Below are 20,157 nucleotides of genomic sequence, written 5' to 3'. Positions count from 1 at the left end.
TCTCCCCGTCACTATACGGGGAGAAATGCCCGGCAGGGCAATGAGGGGCAGCGCAAACCTCAGCTTGAATAGGTCAGCGGCGCCCCTAAACCGCTAGATGAACTGCACCTGGACGATCTCATAGCCCCTTGCACCACCAGGGGCATTGACCTCGATGGCGTCGCCGACTTCCTTGCCGATCAGCGCGCGCGCGATCGGCGAGGAGATCGAGATGCGGCCGGACTTCACGTCGGCTTCCTGGTCGCCAACGATCTGATAAGTCTTCTTTTCCTCGGTGTCCTCGTCGACCAGCACGACGGTGGCGCCGAACTTGACTTTTTCGCCGCTGAGCTTGGTGACGTCGATCACCTCGGCCCGCGCGATATAATCCTCGAGCTCGTTAACGCGGCCCTCATTGAGGCTCTGTGCCTCTTTTGCGGCATGATATTCGGCATTTTCGGACAGGTCGCCATGCGAGCGCGCTTCGGAGATCGCCTCGATGATGCGCGGCCGCTCTTCCTGCTGGCGCCAACGCAGTTCTTCCTTCAATGACGCGAACCCCTCGCCTGTCATCGGGACCTTGTTCATCATGCCTCACCTTTCCTGCCACCACCCCCGCGTTTCGGGGGAAGCCTTGTCGTTGGGTACAAAAAGAAAACGGTCCGGCAGCCTCGGGCTAACGGAACCGTCTCACCGCAATTTGCCCTAATATAGCAATGTCAGCGGGTTTTTCACGCCCAAAAAATGGGTTTTTCAAAAATCGTCGCGGCTTTCATCCAACCGAGGCGGCCGAGGCAATTCCAGGAACTGTTCTAACGAGACAGGGTGAACAAAAAAGCGGCCGCGATGGTTCGCGGCCGCTTCGAGGAATGCCTGGAGCGTGGTCAGCTCCGCATGAAATGGTCGATCTGCTCGGCCAGCATGCCGTATTCGCGTGAGCCCTTGCCGGTGCGTTTCTCGATCTCCGCCAGCTGCTGCTGGGCGCCGGCCAGGTCGCCGATCTGCAGATGCGCCTCGCCGAGATATTCGCGCACCAGCGTGTAGTTCGGGTCGATGCGCAGCGCTTCCTCGTAGTAGCCGAGGCCGACAGTGACGCGTCCGGAATGGCGGTGCGAATAGCCGAGATAGTTGAGGATGCGCGGATCCTGCTTGTTGGCGGCGAGGCTGAGCACGGCGATCGCCTCGTCATAACGTCCGGCCATCGCGAGATCATGACCGGCATCATAGATGCTGTCGTCGTCGAGCATGCCTTCCTGGGGTGCGACGCACTTTTTCTTCTTCTTGTCCCAGACTTCGCCTTTCTTGCACTGGGTAGTGGTCTCGGTGCTACCGCCACTGCCCGCCGCGAACACCGGGACGGCGAAGAACTGCAGCGCGACAAGGGCAGTCGCCGCCTGGATCAGCATTCTTTTATGCATCGAAGCCTCCTTGAGGGGTGAGAATACAACACTAACGCCAAGCGCTCCGCGTTTCATCCCGGAAAAGCATGCGTGGAGAAGATGAGGTGACGGAGGCCGTAAATCCGCTATCATCCGGCAAACGACTGACGGAGACGGCCCGTGCAGCGGCGGCTTGAAAAGGACTGGGACCTTACGATCGGCCCCGACACCGTGCGCCTGTTCATCCTCAAAGCCAAGGCGCTGAGCGCGGCCGTCAACGAGGATTACGCCGACGGCGCCGAGCACGAGATCGAGTTCGACGGCGGCACCCACGACAATCATCATCATGACGGCCTCGCCGAGGAAAGTTCGGAGAACCTGACCGAAGAGGAATTTCGCGAGCTGATCAACGACCTCAATGTCGACGAGGCGGCCGAACTGATCGCACTGGCCTGGGTCGGCCGCGGCGACTATGACGCGGCGGAATGGTCCGATGCCGTGACGGCGGCGCGCGAACGCGCCAACAGGCGCACGGCGAAATACCTGCTCGGCATGCCGCTGCTCGCCGATTGGCTGGAGGAAGGCCTCGAAGCAATTGGCGCGTAACGGCGCGGTTACCGATTGTGATCGGGGGAAAGCGCCTTCCAGGCAACTTCGGCATGCCGGCGCCGTTTCGAAGCGATGGCAACGCTGAGCTTTTCCCTGTTTCGCAGACTGGCGTTGCCGTTGATGGCCGCCACCTTGCTGGTGACCCCGGCCGACGCCAAGCATCGTCACAGGCATCACGGACGACCGGCGCCACGGGTGGAGCAGCCGCTGACACCGCGTGCCGACCAACCGCTGGCACCCCGGGCAAGGCAGCGCCTGAAATCACGGGGCAAGCGGCACATCACCCCGGACCATATCACTCCGGACAAGGCACAACGGAAGACGCAGGACCGGCAGGCCTCGCCTGCCGATGTTCCAGTGCCTGAACCGCGTCCCGCGGACGCGCCGAAGACCGATGCCGCGACGACGGAGGAACAAAAGGCGGACGTGCCAAAGACCGCCGGGGCGGCCGGTCGGTTCAATGAAGACAAGTCCCGTCAGGAAAAGCAGGCGCACCCCGGACCGCCAGCCTCGGAGCCATCCGCCGATACGGAAAACGAGCCGGAGCCGCCGGCCGAAGTCCCGGTCCCGACACAAAGGCCCGACACCGCCGAACCAGGGGCTCAGCCGCCTGATGTCGCGCCGACGCCGCCTGAAAAACCAGCGGATGCCGGCGACGAGAAGATGCTCCCCGACCCGCGCTCTGCCGATCTGCCCGACGCGAAAATGCCGGCGGAGGAAGTCGCTTGCCGCGAGCGGTTGAAGGCGCTCGGCGTCGAATTCGAGGAGCACAAGGCTGAAAGCAATCCCGAAATCGGCTGCTCGATCCCCTATCCGCTGGTGCTGAAGAGCCTGGGCAAGTCGATTGCGATTGCCCCCAGCACCGAGCTCAACTGCCCGATGGCCGAGGCAGCCGCCCGGTTTGCCGCGGACGTCGTGCAGCCGGCTGCAAAGGCCGAATTCGGCGCCGACTTAAAATCGATCAGCCAGGCGTCGGCCTTTGTCTGCCGTCCCCGCAACGGCACCAGGAAACTCTCGGAGCACGCTTTCGGCAACGCCCTCGACATCGCTAGCTTCACCTTATCGGACGGCAAGAAGATCGAGGTCGGGCCGGCGCCGCCGGAAAAGGACGCAAAATTCCTCGACGCCGTGCGCAAGGCCGCCTGCGGTCCGTTCAAGACCGTGCTCGGACCTGGCGCCGATGCCGACCACGCCTTGCATTTCCATCTCGATCTCGAACCGCGCCGCCATGGCGGCACTTTCTGCCAGTAAACGCGGCTGTTGCAGGATCGCCGCCGCAATTCGGCCGCAGGCATGAACGCGGTCGCTGAGTTTTCCTTTACCCTTGATCGTTAAAATGCCGGATATCCAGAAGTGGGATCCTGCAAATGGCCGGCAAATTTCGCGCCGTGTTTTTCGCCACCGCACGCCGATCGAAACCCGTGATGCTGCTGGCCACCGGCCTCACCCTTGCGGCCGTTTCGGCCTGCAACACCGGCAGCGTGCTGTCGCTGCAGCCGGCCGTCGATGTCGGCTCGCAGACGGCGGCCGTGCCGCAATACACAGGCATGCAGAAGCTTGTCCCGTCCAATCCCTACATGACGCAGGCCGCCTATCCGCGCATGGACGAGCCGATGTCGCCGGTCGAGCAGGTTCCGACCAGCGAGATCGATTGCCGCCGAGAGCTGAAGCGCCTCGATGTCGCCTACACCGACCTGGCACCGATCCACGAAGGCCAGTGCGGCATCGATTACCCGGTCAAGGTTACGGCCATCGGCAGCATCCAGATGAAACCCGCCGCAACGCTGACCTGCGACATGGCCGCCACCTTTGCCGCCTGGACGAAGAACGAACTCGTTCCTTCCGCGCGCTGGCGCTACTTCTCCGGCGTCAGGACCATCCACCAGGGCTCCAGCTATTCCTGCCGCAACATCGCCGGCGAAGGCGTGCTGTCCGAGCACGGCAAGGGCAACGCGCTCGACGTCATGAGCATCGAGCTCAACAATGGCGACGACATCGACGTGCGCAAGCCCGGCCTGTTCGCCTTCCGCACCCGCGGCTTCCTCAACAATGTGCGCGCCGACGGCTGCCAGTATTTCACCACCGTGCTCGGCCCCGGCTACAATTACGACCACCGCAACCATTTCCATTTCGACATCAAGAACCGCAAGAACGGTTATCGCGCCTGCCGCTAGGAAAAGCTCAAGCGTCACCGGTGGATGCGATAATTTGCCGTGCCACCAGATCCTGGATGCGCCAGAGATTCCTGTCGCGAATACCGCTTTCCTCCAGCTTGCTGACAGTCCGGAACAGATACTGCGCCGACGAGCCCCAATGTCCGGCGGCTCGCGCCAGCGTGTCCGCGACCTGCTCCAACGGCAACCGTCCGGCATAGGCCTTGCCATCCGGCGCGGCGACGAAAGCCAGAGCACGCAGCGGACCCTCCTTGGTCTTGACCTTGATCCAGCAAGGCACGTTGGTTGGCGGATTGGCATCGATCTCGCGGCGCATAAGCTGGCCGAGTTGCCCGAAATGATCTTCCGCGGGCAGTCTATAGACAATGCCATTGCAGCTGCCGCCGCGATCGAGCGCCAACATCAGGGCTGGCAATTGGCGTGTTCCGCGCCAGCGGGTTAACTTCAGGCAGAACGAGCGGTGCCATCCAGGCGCTGTCGCCGGGCGCTGCTCGACAGGAACGAATTCGGGATTCCAGATCAACGAACCATAGGCAAAGACCCACAGCGTTTCGGGTCGATATTCGGCAAGCAGTCGCTCGACCAACTCATCGAACTCCGCATCGGTGTGCTCGGTTGTTCCAGGCTCAGGGCCGGGATCCGGTTCGATGCGCTCGACCCTGACGACAAGATCGGCGGTCAACGCCATCGATCTCCGGCGCGTCGGCTTCAGCTTCATTCCAGCCCCCTGAAAAATGATGGCTGACGATAGACCGGCTGCTCATCTGTGGCCATTGATTTCCAAAGGACCGTCAGGCAACAGATACCCCCACGGATCGAGCCTCCTTCATGAGCCAACGAAGCCTCCAGCGACGCATTACGACCTGGGTGGCTACCCTGCTGGCCGCCTGGCTGGCGCTCGCTTATGTCGCCGCACCGGAATTCTGGACATTTTGGGATCGCGGTTTTCGCGACCAGCGCTTCGAAATGGTGACGCACACGCCGCAAGGCATTCCCGGCGACCCGATCAATATCGGTCTCGTCGGTACTGAAAAAGAGGTGGTCCACGCCTTCGCGGTCGCCGGCTGGGACACCGCCGATGCCGTCACCTTGAGGACCGCCATCGACATCGGCGAAAGTGTCCTGTTTTCCCGCCCCTATCCCGATGCGCCGATGAGCCGGTTGCTGTTCGAAGGCCGCACCCAGGATCTCGCTTTCGAAAAGCCGGTCGGAGACAGCGCCGACCGGCGCCACCATGTCCGTTTCTGGCAGACGGATACGGTCGGCGACGATGGCCGTCCGCTTTGGCTGGGCTCCGCGAGCTTCGATCGCGGCGTGGGGCTGAGCCACGACACCGGCGCCATCACCCACCATATCGGCCCCGACATCGACGCCGAGCGCGATTTTCTGATCGGCGACCTGCGCGCCGCTGGCGAGTTGATCTCGACCAGCGAGCTGGCCGGCATCGGCGCCACCAAAACCGGCCGCAATGGCGGCGGCGACCCCTATTTCACCGACGGCAAGGCGATCATCGGCGTGCTGAAGCAGCCGCAGTGAAATCATGCGCACGTAGACCGGTCGGCCCGGGATCGGATTGAAAATCGCGGCGTGTTCTTCGATGTTGCCGCCGGATGTCGCCCAAGAGCCGCGACCGTCATCTTCCAAAAATCATGAAGGACTATTTTCGAGCGGCCCGCCGCAATGCTATTGAGCCCTCATGCTATACGTTGAAATTGCTATCGTGGTCGTCCTCATCTGCGTGAACGGCCTTTTGTCGATGTCCGAACTCGCCATCGTTTCATCCCGCCCCGCCCGGCTGAAGACGATGATCGACCGTGAGGTCAAAGGCGCCGGCCGCGCCCTGGCGCTCGGCTCCAATCCCGGCAAGTTCCTGTCTTCGGTGCAGATCGGCATCACCTTGGTCGGCGTGCTGTCGGGCGCGTTTTCCGGCGCCACGCTGGGCGAACGGCTGGCGCAGTTCCTGGCCTCGACCGGCATGAGGGAGACCGTCGCCGATCCGCTCGGCGTCGGCATCGTGGTTGCAATCATCACCTATTTCTCGCTGATCGTCGGCGAACTGGTGCCCAAGCAGATCGCGCTGCGCGACCCCGAGCGGGTTGCGGCCAGGGTGGCGCCGGCGATGACCATCCTTGCCACCGTCTCGGCGCCGTTGGTCTTCCTGCTCGACATTTCCGGCCGCGCCATCCTGTGGCTGCTCGGCCAGCGTGGCGAAAGCGAGGAGAAGGTCACCGACGAGGAGATCAAGATGCTGGTCGCCGAGGCCGAGCACCACGGCACCATCGAATCCGACGAGCGGCGCATGATCGCCGGCGTCATGCGGCTTGGCGACCGCGCCGTGCGCGCGGTGATGACGCCGCGCACCGAGGTCGACTGGATCAATCTGCAATCCGATGAGGCGGCCATCCGCAGGCTGTTGGTCGAGACCCAGCATTCGCGCCTGCCGGCGGGCGACGGCGGCGTCGATGTCATGGTCGGCGTCGTCCAGACGCGTGACGTGCTCGCCGCGATCCTGGCCGGCCGCACGCTCGACCCGCGCAAGCATGTGCGCGCGGCGCCAATCGTCTACGATCAGGCCGATGCGCTTGACGTGCTGCAGAAGCTGAAGGAATCCGACGTGCCGATGGCGCTGGTGCATGACGAATACGGCCATTTCGAAGGCATCGTCACCCCTGCCGATATCCTGGAGGCCATCACCGGCGTGTTCCGCGCGGACCTCGATGCCGGCGACGAGGAGAACGCCGTCAAGCGCGAGGACGGTTCATGGCTGCTTGCCGGCTATATGCAGGCCGACGAGATGGCCGAGGTTCTCGGCATCGACCTGCCCGAAAACCGAGACTACGAGACCGTCGCCGGCTATGTCCTGTCGCACATGCATCATTTGCCGGCGACCGGCGAATGCGTCGACGCTCAGGGGTGGCGCTTCGAAGTGGTCGACCTCGACGGCCGCCGCATCGACAAGCTGATCGCCACCCGCCTGCCCGGCGCCCACCGCGAAGCGGTGCGCTGACAGTCAGCGCTCCGCGAAGGCGCGAGCAAAGGAATCGAGCATCGGCCGCGCCAGATACTGGAAAAATGTCCGGTCGCCCGTGTTGATGAACGCCTCGACCGGCGTCCCGGGATAAAGCTGCTCGGGCTTCACGCCGGATGGCAATGCGGCGGCAATCTTCAGCCTGGCGCGGAAATAGGGCTCGTGCGTAGCCTGATCGATGAGCCGGTCCGCGGAAATTTGTGTCACGGTGGCTGAAACCTCCGGGGTAAGCCGCGTGTTCAAGGCGGACAATCGCAGCTTCGCCGGCTGGCCGACACGGACCTGATCGATGTCGTTGGGCCGCAGCCTTGCATCGACGACCAAGCCCGGTGCCGTGGGCAGAATCTCCATGATCTTTTCGCCGGGGGCAACCACGCTGCCCTTGGAGTTGTAGGTTGACGAGACCACGATGCCCGCCGCCGGTGCCTTGATCGTCGTTCGCCGCAGCACCGCCTCGGCCGCCCTGATCTGTTCCTCGATGTCGGCCAGGTTGGAGCGAACGTCGTCCAGCTTCGTCAGCGCCTCCTCCACGCGCTGCGTGGCGAGGTGCTCGGTCTGTTCCTGGGCCTCGACGATCTGGGTGTTGGCCGTCGCAAGATAGGCCTCCAGCGCCCCGGCTTGCCCGACAAGGTCGGCTTCGCTGCGCAAAAGCTGGGAGTATTCGCTACGATTGGTGAGGCCTCTGTCCAGCAGGCCGGTCTTGATGCCGAGTTCCTTCTTCACAACGTCGGCCTGTTGCTGAATTGCCTGTTTCTGCGCCTGCAATCCCACGACCGACTGGCGATGCATGGCCACCCGTTGGACAAGGATCGATTGTTCGGATCGAAACCGGGCGAGCCTGGCGTCGAATTCCTTCTGCTGTTCTTCAACCAGCGTCTCGAAATCGCGCTGGAACGGTGCTGGCGCCGTTTCGGTGATTGGCGCCAGCCGGTCCAATCCGTCGCGTTCCGCCTCCAGCCGCGCCGCGCTCGCCCTGAGCGCGATCGACTGTCGCGTCAACCGGTTGAGCTCGGCCCGCGCGGCTGTTGGATCCAGCACGATCAGATCCTGGGCCTGTTGCACGCGATCGCCTTCATGGACCAGCAATTCCTGGATGATGCCGCCCTCGGGATGCTGGATCAGGATGTTTCCGCCTGTCGCCGAGATCGTTCCTTGCGTGATCACCGCTCCAGACAACGGCGCCGTGACGGCCCAATAGCCAAAGCAACCCACCAATAGCGCTATTGCCGCGTATCCGGCGGATGCCACACGCCTTATGTCGGTGCGCGGACTGCCTTCCCGGGCGAGGCTCTGCACCGCCATGGTCTATGATCCAAAGCGGGTGTTATGCATGCGGACCGTCGTGGCGAACGAGCCCGTCACCACGGGATTCTGCCGGGGAATGCCCTTGCCGGCGCCCGTGCTGGCCCCAGACTGCCGCAACACCTCGCCGCTTGGGCCGAAGGCTTCGATCACGCCGCCGCGCAAAAGCATCACGCGGTCGCAGGACGCGGCGATCGAAGGACGGTGCGTGATCACGATTGTCGTGACGCCGGCCGCTTTCACAGCGGCAAGCACCGCTTCGAGCGCGGCTTCGCCCGCGCCGTCGAGATGGGCGCTGGGCTCGTCCAACACGAGGATCTTGGGCTTGCCGTAAAAGGCGCGCGCAAGCCCGATCCGCTGGCGCTCGCCACCCGACAGCGTCCTGTCCGACGGGCCTATCAATGTCTGGTAGCCGTCCCGCTGCGCCAGGATCAGTTCATGCGCCTCGGCCCGCCTTGCTGCCTCGATGATCGAGGCGTCATCCGCATCGGGGTCGAAGCGGGCGACGTTTTGCGCGATCGACCCTGGAAAGAGCTCCACCTCCTGGGCCAGGTAGCCGAGATGCTTTCCGAGCAGGCTTTCGTCCCAGGTCCTGAGGTCGGCGCCGTCGATCCTGACCGCGCCGCCGGTCGGCTGGGCGGCGCCCACAAGCAACCGCGCCAGCGTCGATTTGCCGGCGCCGCTCGGGCCGACGATGGCCAACGCTTCGCCGGCGCCGATCTGGAAGTTCAGGCGCTTGAGGATGGGTTCGGTGCCAGGCTGGGCATTCGGCGCCATGAAGAAAACGTCCTGCACGGAAATCGCGCCGGTAGGATTGGGCAGGATCAGCTTGCGCGCTTCAGCCGGACGCGCCGCAAGCGCCGTCTCCAGCCGTTTCCACGCTCGCCGGGCATCGGCGATCTGCCGCCAGGCGCCGATCAACTGGTCGAGCGGCTGCAGTGCCCGCGACGATACCAGCGAGGACGCGAAGATCATGCCTGCCGTCATCTGCCCCCTGAGCACCAGCCATGCGCCGGTGCCGAGGATCGCCAGCTGCAGCATCATGCGCAGCGCCCGCGAGGCGCCGCTGAAGATTGCATTGGCACTCGAGGAACGGTCATGGAAGGTGAGTGCAGCCGCGACGTACCCTCCCCAGACCCGCGCGGCGTTCTCCACCATGCCCATGGCGCGCAGCGTCTCGGCATTGCGGGCAAAAGCCTGTTCCGCCTGGCTGGCCAAAGCCGAACGCTCGGCCGAGAAAGCATCGTTCCTGCCGATGGCAAGCTGATTGGCCACGACCAGGAAAAGCAGAAGCGCCGCGCCGGCGACCGTCACCCAGAACAGCACCGGATGGATGAGATAGAGCAGTGCGAAGAAGACAGGAGCGAAGGGCAGGTCGAACACCACCGCCACGCCGCGCGACCTGATGAAGGCGCAGACCGAGGCAAGGTCGCGCAGCGGCGACAGGCCGCCGGCATATCTTGCGCCAAGCGAAACCGCGAATGTGCCAGCGCCCAGCTTCCGGTCGACGGTCGCCGAGACGCGCTGCGTGTAAACGGCACGGATCGCGTCCAGCAGCCCGAGGAAAGCGAGCGCAAGAACCGCGATGGCCGAGAGATAGACAAGCGTCTCGACGCTCGAGGACGGCAGCACGCGGTCATAGACCTGCAGCAGGTAGAGCGGGATCACCAACAGCAGGATGTTGATCAACAAAGAGAAGACGCCGACATCGGCGATGGCGCGCATGAAAACCGGACGCAGGCCGGACGGTCCAGTCATTTCGGCATTCCCCGGCTGCATGATCCCGAGACCTCAGGCGTGGCCTCCAAACTCGGAACCGCCATGCAGTGTGCTGCTGGCGATGCTGTGCGTGGCGGTGCTGCTGTTCAGCGCGTTCGCCGGCGCATTGTCCAGCGTATAGGCGCGGATGTAGTCGATCTTCATCTCGGCCGGCGTGGCCAGGTGATCCGGAGGGGTGCCGGCAAAGCCGCCGACCGCGAGATCGGCCAGCATGTACATCGGTTTGTTCATGTCCGACGGTGTCGCGGCTTCGGCGACCTGCACACCGTCATAGGTCCAGACGAGCTTGTCCGGCGTCCACAGCAGGCCATAGGTGTGGAAGCCGGCGGTATCCGAGACACTCACCGTCGAGGAGACCTTGACGTGCGTACCGGTTTCATTCGTGTGCGCCGTCATGATCAACGAGTTCGGGGCTTGGCCGGCAGTCTCCACGACATCGAGTTCCGGCGGCCACGAACCGTCTTCCGGCAGCAGCCAGAAGGCCGGCCAGGCGCCGGCGTGCTCGGGCAGGTCAGCCCGCATTTCGAAATAGCCATAGGTCTGCGAGAAGGTGTCGTGGGTCGTCAGGATGCCGGAGGTGTATTCGTAATTGTTGATCAGCGGCTTGATATCCGCCGGCGCCTGCGCCGCGGTGATGGTGAGCACGCCGTTTTCAACGCTGAACGGGTGGACGGAACTCGTCGGTGCGTAATTGGCGTCGATGTACCACTGCAGTTCGCCATTGCTGGTCAAGGTGCTGCCGTTGGGTGCCCCCCAGGAGAAGTTGGTGTCCCAGGTGCCGCCCTGGCTATTGTGAAGGTTCAACGTGTTGAAATCGTCGCTGAAGGACAGGCTCATTCCGGACTTGTCGATCGGCAATTCGAACTGGCTGGGCTGCAGCTTGTCAATGGTCGTGTCCTTGAACTCGAGGATCTCGCCGGATCCGAGGTTCAACAGCACGTTCGATCCCGCCTGGATCATGTTTGAGTGGATGGCGTCGAACGATGTGAACCCGTAGCCGTTGAGGCGCACGGTGTCGGTGGCGGCGAAATTCGCGATCAGGTCGCTTCCATTGCCTTTCGAGACGATGAAAGTGTCGTAGCCGCCGCCGCCGTCGATCAGCACATCGTTTCCCGCGCCGCCGTCCAGCGTCTGGTGTCCGGCCGTGGCGGTGATGATGTTGTCCAGCCCATTTCCGAAAGCAAAGTTATTGGCGTGTGTGACGATGAGGTTCTCGACATTGTCGGGGAGCTTGTAGCTCATCCATGTGCTGATCGTGTCGATGCCGGCCCCAACGCCCTCGGCCACCTTGTTGCCCGCCGCATAGAGGTAATAGATGTCGTCGCCCGTGCCGCCGTGCATGGTGACGTTGACACCGGATGCTCCGTAGATGGAGTCGTTTCCGGAGCTGCCGTACAAGTCCGGTCCGGACCCTGCCGCCGAGAACCAGTGGTTGGAAGCGCCGCTGTAGGGAAGAGGAACGCCCATGGCGTTGACAAAGAAGCTCATCGGACAAATCCTCCTCGTGATGCCAGGCCTGCTTGAACCGCTCGACACGGGTTCGAGGCGGGTGCATCCGGACCAACGTTGCCACGCACGATATCGTTCCGGGAACTTGCCACATAGATCAACATTAGATCGACTGTTCAGTGAGGTTTTCTGGACTGAAAGCACAACGATCCGGGAAATGGTCTACGGACAGTAATTCGTCCGGCGAAATATTTATTAAAAATTTCGCAACGCGCGCCGATCTGCCTGCGACCATGCTTGATTCCAGGTCACCCGAACGCTCCCCTGCTTTTTGACGGGGCGTGCAATTGCCACTTAGGAAATAGTGCGTCAAAGCGCCCGACCGGCGCCGCATCGAAGATGCCGATCGCAACCCGCCCGGCAGTCACGGCCAACTGGTACGCCGTGCCTCGTTCCCGGATGCCGCCGCGATAATTCTTGTGGTGAGGATTATAAGGTCACGCCTATGGTCACGCCTTGGCACACCGGCATATGCCCGGCGCCGGACGGACCGCAGATCCAATACGGGACGGGGTGAAGGGTGATCATGATGACTGCAAGGATCAGGTTCACGCAACGTCCTCCAAGGTATCATCGCTTCAGTATCGCGACCACGAACGCCAAGTGCGGCGTCTTGCGAAACCTGATCCGGAAGTTGAACCAAGAAATTTGGAAATTATCAACCTCACAATGACTGTCATCACAGCGGATACACTCTTGTCAATTTAAAAATCTGCTGCGCAGCCATGTTCATTTTTGGTTGGCGCGCCACCGCTGCATCCAAATTTAACATTAGAAACATCTAATGCTTGTGCAAATCGAACCGATCGCTGTAACGGGTCCTGCTGCCCGCCCGTGTCGGCGACAAGGGCAGCAGCGCCCGAAGCGTGTCGCGGGGACCCTCAAACCGCGGCTTCGATCGGCTCGGCAAGCCGGGGATTGGAGCGTGAGGCGATCAGGCAGCTTGCCACGATAAGGCCGGCTCCCGTCAGCGTGCTCCAGGTCGCCGCCTCGTTGAAGAAGAACCAGCCGATCGCGACCGCCCAGATGAAGGCCGAATATTCCGTCGGGATCAGATATTGCGCTTCGGCGCGCGCATAGGCCCAGCTCATCAGGAACTGGCCGGCGAGCGACAGCGCCGTCACCCCGGCCAGCGGAAGCCAGAGATTGCCCGGCAGGGCGACGGCGAGCCAGGGCGCGGCAAAGCCAAGCGTGATCGCGACGCAAAGGTTCTGGAACAGCATGATCTCGATCGGCTTGGCCACCTGGGCCTGCCGTCGCGCAAGGATCAGATTGTAGGCGTAGAACACCGTCGATGCGAGCACCGCCGCTGTGCCGAGCAGCGCATCCTTGGGATAGCTTGCCTGCCCGAACTGCCCGGCCATGATGATTATGACGCCGGCGATGCCTGCCAGCGAGGCCCAGATCGCCTGGCGCTGTATGCGTTCGCCCAAGAGCATCGCCGCCAGCAGGAGCGCAAACAGAGGCGCGACGAAGCTGAGCCCGATCGCTTCGGCCAGCGGCAGCCTGGCAAGCCCCCAGAAGAAGGACAACAAAACGATGCCGACGACCACGGCGCGCAGCGCATGCAGCCTCAGCACGGAAAGCGTGGGCCACGAGCGCGTCCCTGCCGACCAGCCCGCGCCGGCGACCACCGTCGCCAGCATGCTGCGCCACAGCACCGTGTTGTAGACGCCCACGGCGATGACCAGGACCTTCATCGCCGCATCCATCGCCGACAGGAGGAAGATACCGAGCGCGCAGACGAGCACCGGGATCATGGGGGAAACGACGCCTGCCAGGCTGGATGACTTCACTGGGTTGCTCATGTGATGGATCGCAACCTGACATATCAGGGCGCAAAGGCGGGACCAGATGGCAGCCCCGCTGATGTGAGGGTCCAACCCGCAATCGATGATGTATCCCTCAGTGTGCGTCCGGGGGCGGCGGCTTTGGCGCGACGTTGCGCAGGAACGGAACCAGTGCGGTCACGATGACGAACGCGACCATGATCACCAGGAACGCATCGGCGTAGGCCGTGGTGGAGGCCTCGCGATAGGCGAGCGCCCAGGTCCAGCTCATCGAAGACCTCGGTTTTGGCACGCTCGTTCAATCGCGAAAGGTCGCGGCAGCGGCCCAATGAATGATGCAGGCCGGCACCAATGCCGGCCTGCATTGGATTCAGCCGCAAGCAGCCTTCCATCGCAGAACCCGCCAGGCGCCGCGCTAATCAAGCACGACCACGGCCTCCACCTCGAACAGCATGGGGTCGATGGCAAGCTTGGGAACAGGCACGAGGGTCTGCGCCGGCAGCGCCTCGCCGAACATGGCCTTGACGTTCTTCGTCAGCACCTCGAGCTTGGACATATCATGATCGACCACGAAGATCGTGAGCTTGGCGACCTGATCCGGCCTGGCTCCGATCCCCTCGAGCGCGCTGCGAAGGTTCGCATAGGCCTGCTTCACCTGGACAGCGAAATCGGGCGACAGGGCGCCCATGCTGTCCTGGCCGCCCTGGCCGGAGATGTAGGCCAACCGGGCCCCGCGGGGCGTGATCACCGCCGTACTGTAGCCGTTTGGCGACGGGTCGTAGAGGGTCTGCGGATTGACGATGGTCGGCTTGAGATCGCTCTCATTCGCTGTTGCCGCTGTGGTCATGATGATTAGCCCTCCGATAAGCAGATGCTTGATTGCACGTGACATGATTTTCTCTCGGCTCCACGGACCGCGATCAATGTCCTCGCGGCCGGAATAATTGAACTCGCTGATAGCTCTAGTACAATGTACCATATTGTGTACGAGGCATCGTATAGTACACGGCACGAGTCAATCGCTCGACATCGACATTCCTGACGTTGCCTGCCAAAATCGAGGTTCCGACCAGTGAGGAAGACGGATGGCAGCCAAGCGTAGCGGCGCGCGGAGCAAACGATCTCAACGGGCACGGGAGCCGCTTCAGCCCGTGCAGGAGCCGAGCAGTGAGCCGCCGCTCTCGCGGGAGCGCATCGTGGCGACCGCAGTAGAATTGTTGGACGCTCAAGGGCTCGACGGATTGACGATGCGTCGGCTGGCCGATCGCCTCGGCTCGGGCGTGATGAGCCTGTATTGGCATGTGGACAACAAAGACGACGTCTTCGATCTGGCGCTCGACTCGGTGCTCGAATATCACGGACCGCTGGCAACGATTGTGTCTCAAGACTGGCGCGCAGAAGTCGTTCATATGCTCGAGGACTGGCGCATCGGCATGCTGCGCCATCCCTGGTCGGCATCGCTGTTGCCGCGCCGGGCGCTTGGCCCGAACGTCCTCGGCCGCCTGGAACTGCTGAGCAGAACCTTGTCTGGAGCCGGTGTCACGGATGCCAATGTGAATGCCGCGATATGGTCGCTTTGGAACTATGTGATGGGCGCCACCATTACACGGGCGAGCTTCGACTTCTCGGACAACGACAGGGCCGCGGCACAGCAGCGCCTTACACATCTCGGCGAACGCTACCCGGCAATCGAACGCTCTCGCCTGCTGTTGGACAATGATTGGGATGGCGCTTTCCGCAAAGGCCTCGACTTCCTGCTCGATGGCCTCTCCCGGAGAAAATGAGCGCTTCTTTCGTCTCTCACGCCGTTGGGTGGCAACGCCGCTAGGGCACCAGCACCACCTTGCCCGTCGAGCGCCGCTCGTCCAGCAGCCGGTGCGCCTCGCCGGCCTGATCGAGCGGGAAACGGCCGCCGATCGCGACCCGTAGCCGGCCGCTCGCCGCCAACTGGAACAGCTCGGACAGGCCGGCTCTCAGCACGTCCGGAGACAGCAACGGCAGCAGCGCGAACCCTCTGAGCGACTGGTTGCGGCCGATCATCGCCTCGACCTCCGAAGCGCCAAGCGCGAACCGGCCGAGCGCCGCGAACACCAGTTCACCGTTGAGCGCCAGGGCCAGCAGGGAAGCTGCCGTCAGCGCACCGCCGACAATATCATAGATCATGTCGGCGCCCTCCCCGTCGGTGACGTCGCGGATGCGCACGGGCCAATCCGGATTGGTGTAATCCACGGCGATATCGGCGCCGAGCGATAAAGCGAAATCGAGCTTGGCCTTGCCGCCGCCGGCGGCGATCACCTGGCGAGCACCCTTCAGCCTGGCAAGCTGGACCAGCAACGATCCCACACCGCCCGACGCCGCAGGCACCAGCACGGACTTGCCTTCGGGCTGGCTTTGCCGCGGCAGGTGAAGCGCCGTCAGCCCTTGCACCATAAGGGCTGTCGCCTCGTCGAACGAAATTGCATCCGGCAGCGGAACGACGAGACCCGCGTCGATCGTCACCAGCTCCGCATAGCCGCCATAAGGACGTTGCGAGGCAAATAGCGGCGCCGCCACGCGCGTCCTGAGCAGCGCCGGATCCACCCCTTGGCCAATGGCCTCCACCACACCCGCCACTTCCACGCCGGGAAACATCGGCAGTTGCGGCGTCACCGCGTAACGGTCGGCGCGCATCAGCACCTCGAAGAAGTTTATTCCCGCCGCCCGAACCCGAACCAGCACCTCGCCTGCCTGCGGCACAGGCGCCGGCAAGTCGACCAGCTCCAGCACGTCGGGACCACCGAAACGGCTGAGTTGAATGGCTTTCATGGCAACCTCCGATCGCACTGGCATCGGCTGCGGTTTGCCACTATCTGCGGGGCCGCGACTACACACTCTTTTGTCCCCTGCTGACCAGGAGGTGACCATGGCCAGCCCAGCCAGGAAAATGCCAATCAAGAGACTGCCGATGCTGCCGGCGGAGCGGGCGCTCAAGGTGATCGCCGGGCGCTGGAAGGCGGTCATCCTCTATCACCTGTTCGATGGGCCACGACGACTCACCGCGCTGAAGGCAATGATGCCCGGCATCACCCAGAAAGTGTTGATCCAGCAGCTGCGCGAAATGGAGGAGCACGGCCTCGTCAGCCGCGAGATCTTCGCCGAGGTCCCCGCACGCGTCGAATATTCGGCGACCAGCCTCGGCCTCAGCCTCGAACCCATCCTGCTGGCGCTCTGCCAATGGGGCCAGCATCACGCCGACGAGCTGAACGAAACGCACCGCCTCGCCGACTGCATCATCCGGCCACGGCAGGCGCGGCACGCATACATGGCATAGATCGAATCGACAGGGCGGGTTGCCGACGCTGGCTGCCCATCGCAGACTGACTGACATCTTCAGAACGGATCGGCAAAAAATGCACCGCATGGCTTCGGGCGAACTTCATTCGACCTACACTCTGGGTGACCTGCGCATCACCGCCCTGCGCGATGGCTATGTCGACATGCCGATCAGGCGGCTTCGGCAAAACGGCGACGAGCCATTTGGCGACGAATTGCCGGAACAAGTCACGCTGGTCGGTGGTCAACTCAGGCTTTCCGTCAATGCCTTCGCGATCGACGATGGACATGAGATCATATTGATCGACACTGGCGCTTCGAACGCATGGTACCCCACCATGGGCCGGCTTCCCCAGGCGCTGGACGAGGCCGGCATCGATGTCGGACGAATCCGCGCCGTCTGCTTCACCCACACGCATCTCGACCACATCCATGGCCTTGTGCTTGCGGACGGCCGGGATGCTTTCCCACACTTGGCGCGCCTGCTCGTTCCGAGGCAGGAACTCGGCCTGTTTCGCGCCGAAGCGAGGCTCGAACGGTTTCATGGCATGGCGGAACCATTCGAAGCCGGAGACCGCCTCGATACCCATGTTGAAATTATCGGCGCGCATGGCCACGAGGTCGGTCACAGCTGCTTTCGCGTTTCGAGCGGCGGCGAGCGCATTTTGATCTGGGGCGATACCGTTCACGTCCCATCGCTTCAGTTCGGTCGGCCTGAGGTGACGTGGGAGTTCGACGACGATCAGGACCAGGCGCGCGAGAGCCGGTTGCGGCTGCTGGCGCTTGCGGCGGACGATCATTGTTTCGTTGCGGGCGCGCATCTGGACTCGCCCGGCATAGGCCGTGTCACCCGATCTGGCGGCAGCTTTCGATTTGAGCCGCTATAATTGAAAAGGGCGGCGCAAGCGCCGCCCCGTATCCCTGGGAGGATAATTCGACCGGCGATCAGGCCGCCTTGATTTCCTCGTCGACCACGTCGGCATCGCGTGCCTTCTTCAGCGCCTTCGCCCACCAGGCGACATCATTGACCAGGGCGGTGGCCGCTTGGTTCAGGTGCTCAAGCTCCTCGAGCTTCTTCTCGCCCTGGCGAACGGCGAGGAAATCGGCCCAGACGATGTGGACGGCGGACTTGACCGGCGCCATCTGCAATTCGACGGCGTGCATGCGCAGCTGCTCGACGGCGCGGGCGCCGCCAACGCCACCGTAGCCGACGAAGCCAGCCGGCTTCTTGTTCCATTCGTTGGCAGCGTAGTCGATGGCGTTCTTCAGCACGGCCGTCGGGCCGTGATTGTATTCGGCCGCGGTGAAGATGAAGCCGTCATATTCGGCGACCTTCTTCTGCCAGCGCTGCGCCACCTCGTTGGTCGACGGCACCCAGGCGGACGAAGCGACCTCGTCGAAGAAGGGCAGCGGGAAGTCGCGCAGGTCGACGATTTCGACATCGATGTCGGCATGCGATTTGGCGATCTTGGCGATCCATTGAGTGGGCACATCGGCGAAGCGCGCGGCGCGCGTCGAACCGATGACGATGGCGATTTTCGGCTTTGACATGAGGGGCTCTCCATTCCAGTAAAGCTGGTATCATTTAGATACCGGCGCTATATGAGATACTGTCAGCTGGTGACGCAAGGAGGCACCGTTTTGTTACTAAGGCACCCACACAACACCGAGGACTGCCGCGCCGTTTCGGAAATCCTGCAACGCGTCGGCGACAAATGGACGGTGCTCGTGGTCGGCAAGCTTGGCGGCGGACCGCTGCGTTTCAACGAGTTGCGCGCCGCCGTCGGCGGCATCTCGCAGAAGATGCTGACCACCACCTTGCGCGGCCTGGAACGCGACGGCTTCGTCACCCGCACCGTGTTCCCGACCATTCCACCGCGGGTCGATTACGAACTGACCGAACTCGGTCACGAATTGTTGATCCCGGTCAGCGCGCTTGGCGAATGGGCACGCAGGAACACGCAGCGCGTCAGGGCCGCGCGCGAAAAATTCGACGGTATGGATGGCTGAGACCCTTGCATGGCAAGGAGTGCGGAGTTTCGTCGTAAGCGCCCTCGCCTGACGACAAGCGAACTGGCGCTTCCTTAAACCAGGTCTCGCAACTTTGGCTTATGGCGCCTCAGACCACCCAAGCTGGCGCGGCCTTGCCGACGGCAACCGCAATGACAAAGTAATCATTCAGGATCTTGGCGCCATGCCTTCGCAATGCGCCGGCCCGCAGATCGCGCATGTCGTGGCCGACGCCCTGACGTCGACATTGCCTTGCAGGCAGGCGATGCGCGGAGGGGCTTGCTTGACTTCGGCATAGGCCGTTGCGCCGAGCAGGCAGGTCAGCGCGAGAAGGGCTGCCGCGAGCCAGCCGTTCAGCATGTGTTGACGCATTGTCTCTCCTCCAACGCCTGCAGTATCGGGCGTGAAGGCAACCATCGGATGTCGCGCGGCGCATCGCCTGCACGAGCGATGTTACAATTGCCCGGAGTGGGCAAACGGGTTTTCGTCAGCTCTCGGCCGGAACGGCCTTCGGCTTGCCCTCGCCGTCCAGCGCCACCATCACGAAATCGGCGTGCGTCACCTTCTCCATCAGGTCAGAGAGATAGCGCTGTGCCCAGGCCTCGACCTTGAGCGTCATCGAGGTGCGGCCGACGCGCTCGACATGGGTGTAGATGCACAGCGTGTCGCCGATCTTCATCGGCTTGGCGAAGGACATCTCCTTGACCGCCGCCGTCACCACGCGGCCCCTGGCGCGCTCGGCGGCGCGGATGCCGCAGGCAAGGTCCATCTGCGCCATCACCCAGCCGCCGAAAATGTCGCCGGCGGCATTGGCGTCCGAAGGCATGGCCAGCGTGCGCAGCGTCAGGTCTCCGATCGGCCGTCCGTCCGCGTACTGCACCATGCGAGACAACTCCTTGCCAATCTGGGCCAACCTGGTGAGATTGCCTACCGGTCGCACGACGAATGGTCAACGCGCAACGGCCGCGATGGAGAGTTCAGGTGGCACGCCGTATCCTCATCGATTTCGAGACGACACCAGACGATCTTGATCTCAATTTCAAAATCTGGATATTCGCCGAGGACCTTTATCGCGCCTTGCGATCGAACGAGCTTGCATCGCTTTCGCTTGATGACGTCGACCGTGTTGCATCCCGACTCGTCATCCCGGTTCGCTCGAAGAGAAAAGTGCGCCGCACCGCCACTGTCATCGAAAAGTTGCTTGACGCTCATTTCCTCGCGAATTGCGCCACATTGTCCGTCACCGACGAAAGCGGCCAGCTTGTTGATTGAACGGCGAGCCCGGT

At 63.0% G+C, this 20,157-nt stretch carries 23 protein-coding genes; 10 read left to right on the top strand and 13 right to left on the bottom strand.

The window, feature by feature from the left end:
• Window positions 1-93: 93 nt before the first annotated feature.
• Both greA and LB568_RS02030 read right to left on the bottom strand, forming a co-directional pair.
• On the bottom strand, window positions 94-567 hold the full coding sequence (greA, locus tag LB568_RS02035; RefSeq protein WP_023767588.1) for a transcription elongation factor GreA: 474 nt from the start codon (window positions 565-567) through the stop codon (window positions 94-96).
• Window positions 568-863: 296 nt separating this feature from the next.
• Window positions 864-1,397 carry a tetratricopeptide repeat protein gene (locus LB568_RS02030; RefSeq protein ID WP_224728894.1) on the bottom strand — a complete coding sequence of 178 codons (534 nt, stop codon included), beginning with the start codon at window positions 1,395-1,397 and terminating at the stop codon, window positions 864-866.
• A 141-nt stretch (window positions 1,398-1,538) separates the two neighbouring features.
• Between LB568_RS02030 and LB568_RS02025 the strand changes: the two genes are divergently transcribed.
• The 3 genes from LB568_RS02025 (at window position 1,539) to LB568_RS02015 (ending at window position 4,141) form a co-directional block, all read left to right on the top strand.
• Window positions 1,539-1,964 carry a DUF3775 domain-containing protein gene (locus LB568_RS02025; protein WP_023779878.1) on the top strand — a complete coding sequence of 142 codons (426 nt, stop codon included), beginning with the start codon at window positions 1,539-1,541 and terminating at the stop codon, window positions 1,962-1,964.
• A gap of 198 nt (window positions 1,965-2,162) precedes the next feature.
• A complete protein-coding gene (locus tag LB568_RS02020) occupies window positions 2,163-3,218 on the top strand; it encodes an extensin family protein (RefSeq protein ID WP_181176771.1) in 1,056 nt (351 codons plus the stop codon).
• A 116-nt stretch (window positions 3,219-3,334) separates the two neighbouring features.
• Window positions 3,335-4,141: an extensin family protein gene (locus tag LB568_RS02015; protein WP_224728893.1), complete on the top strand. Its 807-nt coding sequence runs from the start codon at window positions 3,335-3,337 to the stop codon at window positions 4,139-4,141.
• Between the two features lie 7 nt (window positions 4,142-4,148).
• Here the strand turns inward: LB568_RS02015 and LB568_RS02010 are convergent, their stop codons facing one another.
• Window positions 4,149-4,859 carry a gamma-glutamylcyclotransferase gene (locus tag LB568_RS02010; RefSeq protein ID WP_013893562.1) on the bottom strand — a complete coding sequence of 237 codons (711 nt, stop codon included), beginning with the start codon at window positions 4,857-4,859 and terminating at the stop codon, window positions 4,149-4,151.
• Between the two features lie 110 nt (window positions 4,860-4,969).
• Between LB568_RS02010 and LB568_RS02005 the strand changes: the two genes are divergently transcribed.
• Together LB568_RS02005 and LB568_RS02000 are read left to right on the top strand one after the other, a co-directional pair.
• Window positions 4,970-5,677, top strand: coding sequence for an LssY C-terminal domain-containing protein (locus LB568_RS02005; protein ID WP_224728892.1), 708 nt, complete (start codon window positions 4,970-4,972; stop codon window positions 5,675-5,677).
• Window positions 5,678-5,837: 160 nt separating this feature from the next.
• Window positions 5,838-7,148 carry a hemolysin family protein gene (locus LB568_RS02000; protein ID WP_224728891.1) on the top strand — a complete coding sequence of 437 codons (1,311 nt, stop codon included), beginning with the start codon at window positions 5,838-5,840 and terminating at the stop codon, window positions 7,146-7,148.
• Between the two features lie 3 nt (window positions 7,149-7,151).
• On the opposite strand, the gene LB568_RS01995 is transcribed toward LB568_RS02000, so the two are convergent.
• The 6 genes from LB568_RS01995 to LB568_RS01970 form a co-directional block, all read right to left on the bottom strand.
• The gene (locus LB568_RS01995) at window positions 7,152-8,471 is read right to left on the bottom strand and encodes an HlyD family type I secretion periplasmic adaptor subunit (protein ID WP_013893559.1); all 1,320 of its coding nucleotides are present in this window, start codon (window positions 8,469-8,471) and stop codon (window positions 7,152-7,154) included.
• 3 nt (window positions 8,472-8,474) lie between these two features.
• Window positions 8,475-10,229, bottom strand: a complete 1,755-nt coding sequence (locus LB568_RS01990) for a type I secretion system permease/ATPase (RefSeq protein ID WP_224728890.1) — start codon at window positions 10,227-10,229, stop codon at window positions 8,475-8,477.
• A 33-nt stretch (window positions 10,230-10,262) separates the two neighbouring features.
• Window positions 10,263-11,738, bottom strand: coding sequence for a family 16 glycosylhydrolase (locus tag LB568_RS01985; RefSeq protein WP_224728889.1), 1,476 nt, complete (start codon window positions 11,736-11,738; stop codon window positions 10,263-10,265).
• 902 nt (window positions 11,739-12,640) lie between these two features.
• Window positions 12,641-13,567, bottom strand: a complete 927-nt coding sequence (locus tag LB568_RS01980) for a DMT family transporter (RefSeq protein ID WP_140571970.1) — start codon at window positions 13,565-13,567, stop codon at window positions 12,641-12,643.
• Between the two features lie 97 nt (window positions 13,568-13,664).
• Window positions 13,665-13,820, bottom strand: coding sequence for a hypothetical protein (locus tag LB568_RS01975; RefSeq protein WP_224728888.1), 156 nt, complete (start codon window positions 13,818-13,820; stop codon window positions 13,665-13,667).
• Window positions 13,821-13,964: 144 nt separating this feature from the next.
• Window positions 13,965-14,441, bottom strand: a complete 477-nt coding sequence (locus LB568_RS01970; RefSeq protein ID WP_140571968.1) for a RidA family protein — start codon at window positions 14,439-14,441, stop codon at window positions 13,965-13,967.
• 193 nt (window positions 14,442-14,634) lie between these two features.
• On the opposite strand from LB568_RS01970, the gene LB568_RS01965 reads away from it, so the two are divergent.
• Window positions 14,635-15,333, top strand: coding sequence for a TetR/AcrR family transcriptional regulator C-terminal domain-containing protein (locus LB568_RS01965; RefSeq protein WP_224728887.1), 699 nt, complete (start codon window positions 14,635-14,637; stop codon window positions 15,331-15,333).
• A gap of 40 nt (window positions 15,334-15,373) precedes the next feature.
• Here LB568_RS01965 and LB568_RS01960 read toward each other — a convergent pair whose 3' ends face one another.
• The gene (locus LB568_RS01960) at window positions 15,374-16,354 is read right to left on the bottom strand and encodes a quinone oxidoreductase family protein (protein WP_224728886.1); all 981 of its coding nucleotides are present in this window, start codon (window positions 16,352-16,354) and stop codon (window positions 15,374-15,376) included.
• Between the two features lie 97 nt (window positions 16,355-16,451).
• Between LB568_RS01960 and LB568_RS01955 the strand changes: the two genes are divergently transcribed.
• Both LB568_RS01955 and LB568_RS01950 read left to right on the top strand, forming a co-directional pair.
• Window positions 16,452-16,859 (top strand): winged helix-turn-helix transcriptional regulator, encoded by a 408-nt coding sequence (locus LB568_RS01955; RefSeq protein WP_031258120.1) that lies wholly within the window; start codon window positions 16,452-16,454, stop codon window positions 16,857-16,859.
• Between the two features lie 79 nt (window positions 16,860-16,938).
• Window positions 16,939-17,748 (top strand): MBL fold metallo-hydrolase, encoded by an 810-nt coding sequence (locus LB568_RS01950; RefSeq protein WP_318013229.1) that lies wholly within the window; start codon window positions 16,939-16,941, stop codon window positions 17,746-17,748.
• A 58-nt stretch (window positions 17,749-17,806) separates the two neighbouring features.
• On the opposite strand, the gene LB568_RS01945 is transcribed toward LB568_RS01950, so the two are convergent.
• Complete coding sequence (locus tag LB568_RS01945; protein WP_013893547.1) at window positions 17,807-18,412, bottom strand: NADPH-dependent FMN reductase; 606 nt, start codon at window positions 18,410-18,412, stop codon at window positions 17,807-17,809.
• A gap of 90 nt (window positions 18,413-18,502) precedes the next feature.
• Between LB568_RS01945 and LB568_RS01940 the strand changes: the two genes are divergently transcribed.
• Complete coding sequence (locus LB568_RS01940; RefSeq protein ID WP_013893546.1) at window positions 18,503-18,871, top strand: winged helix-turn-helix transcriptional regulator; 369 nt, start codon at window positions 18,503-18,505, stop codon at window positions 18,869-18,871.
• Between the two features lie 168 nt (window positions 18,872-19,039).
• Here the strand turns inward: LB568_RS01940 and LB568_RS01935 are convergent, their stop codons facing one another.
• Together LB568_RS01935 and LB568_RS01930 are read right to left on the bottom strand one after the other, a co-directional pair.
• The gene (locus LB568_RS01935; RefSeq protein WP_013893545.1) at window positions 19,040-19,243 is read right to left on the bottom strand and encodes a hypothetical protein; all 204 of its coding nucleotides are present in this window, start codon (window positions 19,241-19,243) and stop codon (window positions 19,040-19,042) included.
• Window positions 19,244-19,358: 115 nt separating this feature from the next.
• On the bottom strand, window positions 19,359-19,754 hold the full coding sequence (locus tag LB568_RS01930; RefSeq protein ID WP_013893544.1) for an acyl-CoA thioesterase: 396 nt from the start codon (window positions 19,752-19,754) through the stop codon (window positions 19,359-19,361).
• A gap of 98 nt (window positions 19,755-19,852) precedes the next feature.
• Here LB568_RS01930 and LB568_RS01925 point away from each other — a divergent pair, with 98 nt between their 5' ends.
• Window positions 19,853-20,143 carry a hypothetical protein gene (locus LB568_RS01925; protein WP_224728885.1) on the top strand — a complete coding sequence of 97 codons (291 nt, stop codon included), beginning with the start codon at window positions 19,853-19,855 and terminating at the stop codon, window positions 20,141-20,143.
• Window positions 20,144-20,157 lie beyond the last annotated feature (14 nt).

Source organism: Mesorhizobium sp. B263B2A (assembly GCF_020165775.1).
In the GTDB taxonomy this organism is placed as follows: Bacteria; Pseudomonadota; Alphaproteobacteria; order Rhizobiales; family Rhizobiaceae; genus Mesorhizobium; species Mesorhizobium opportunistum.
Note: the sequence above shows the minus strand (reverse complement) of the source record. Positions and strands in the feature narration are given on the sequence as shown.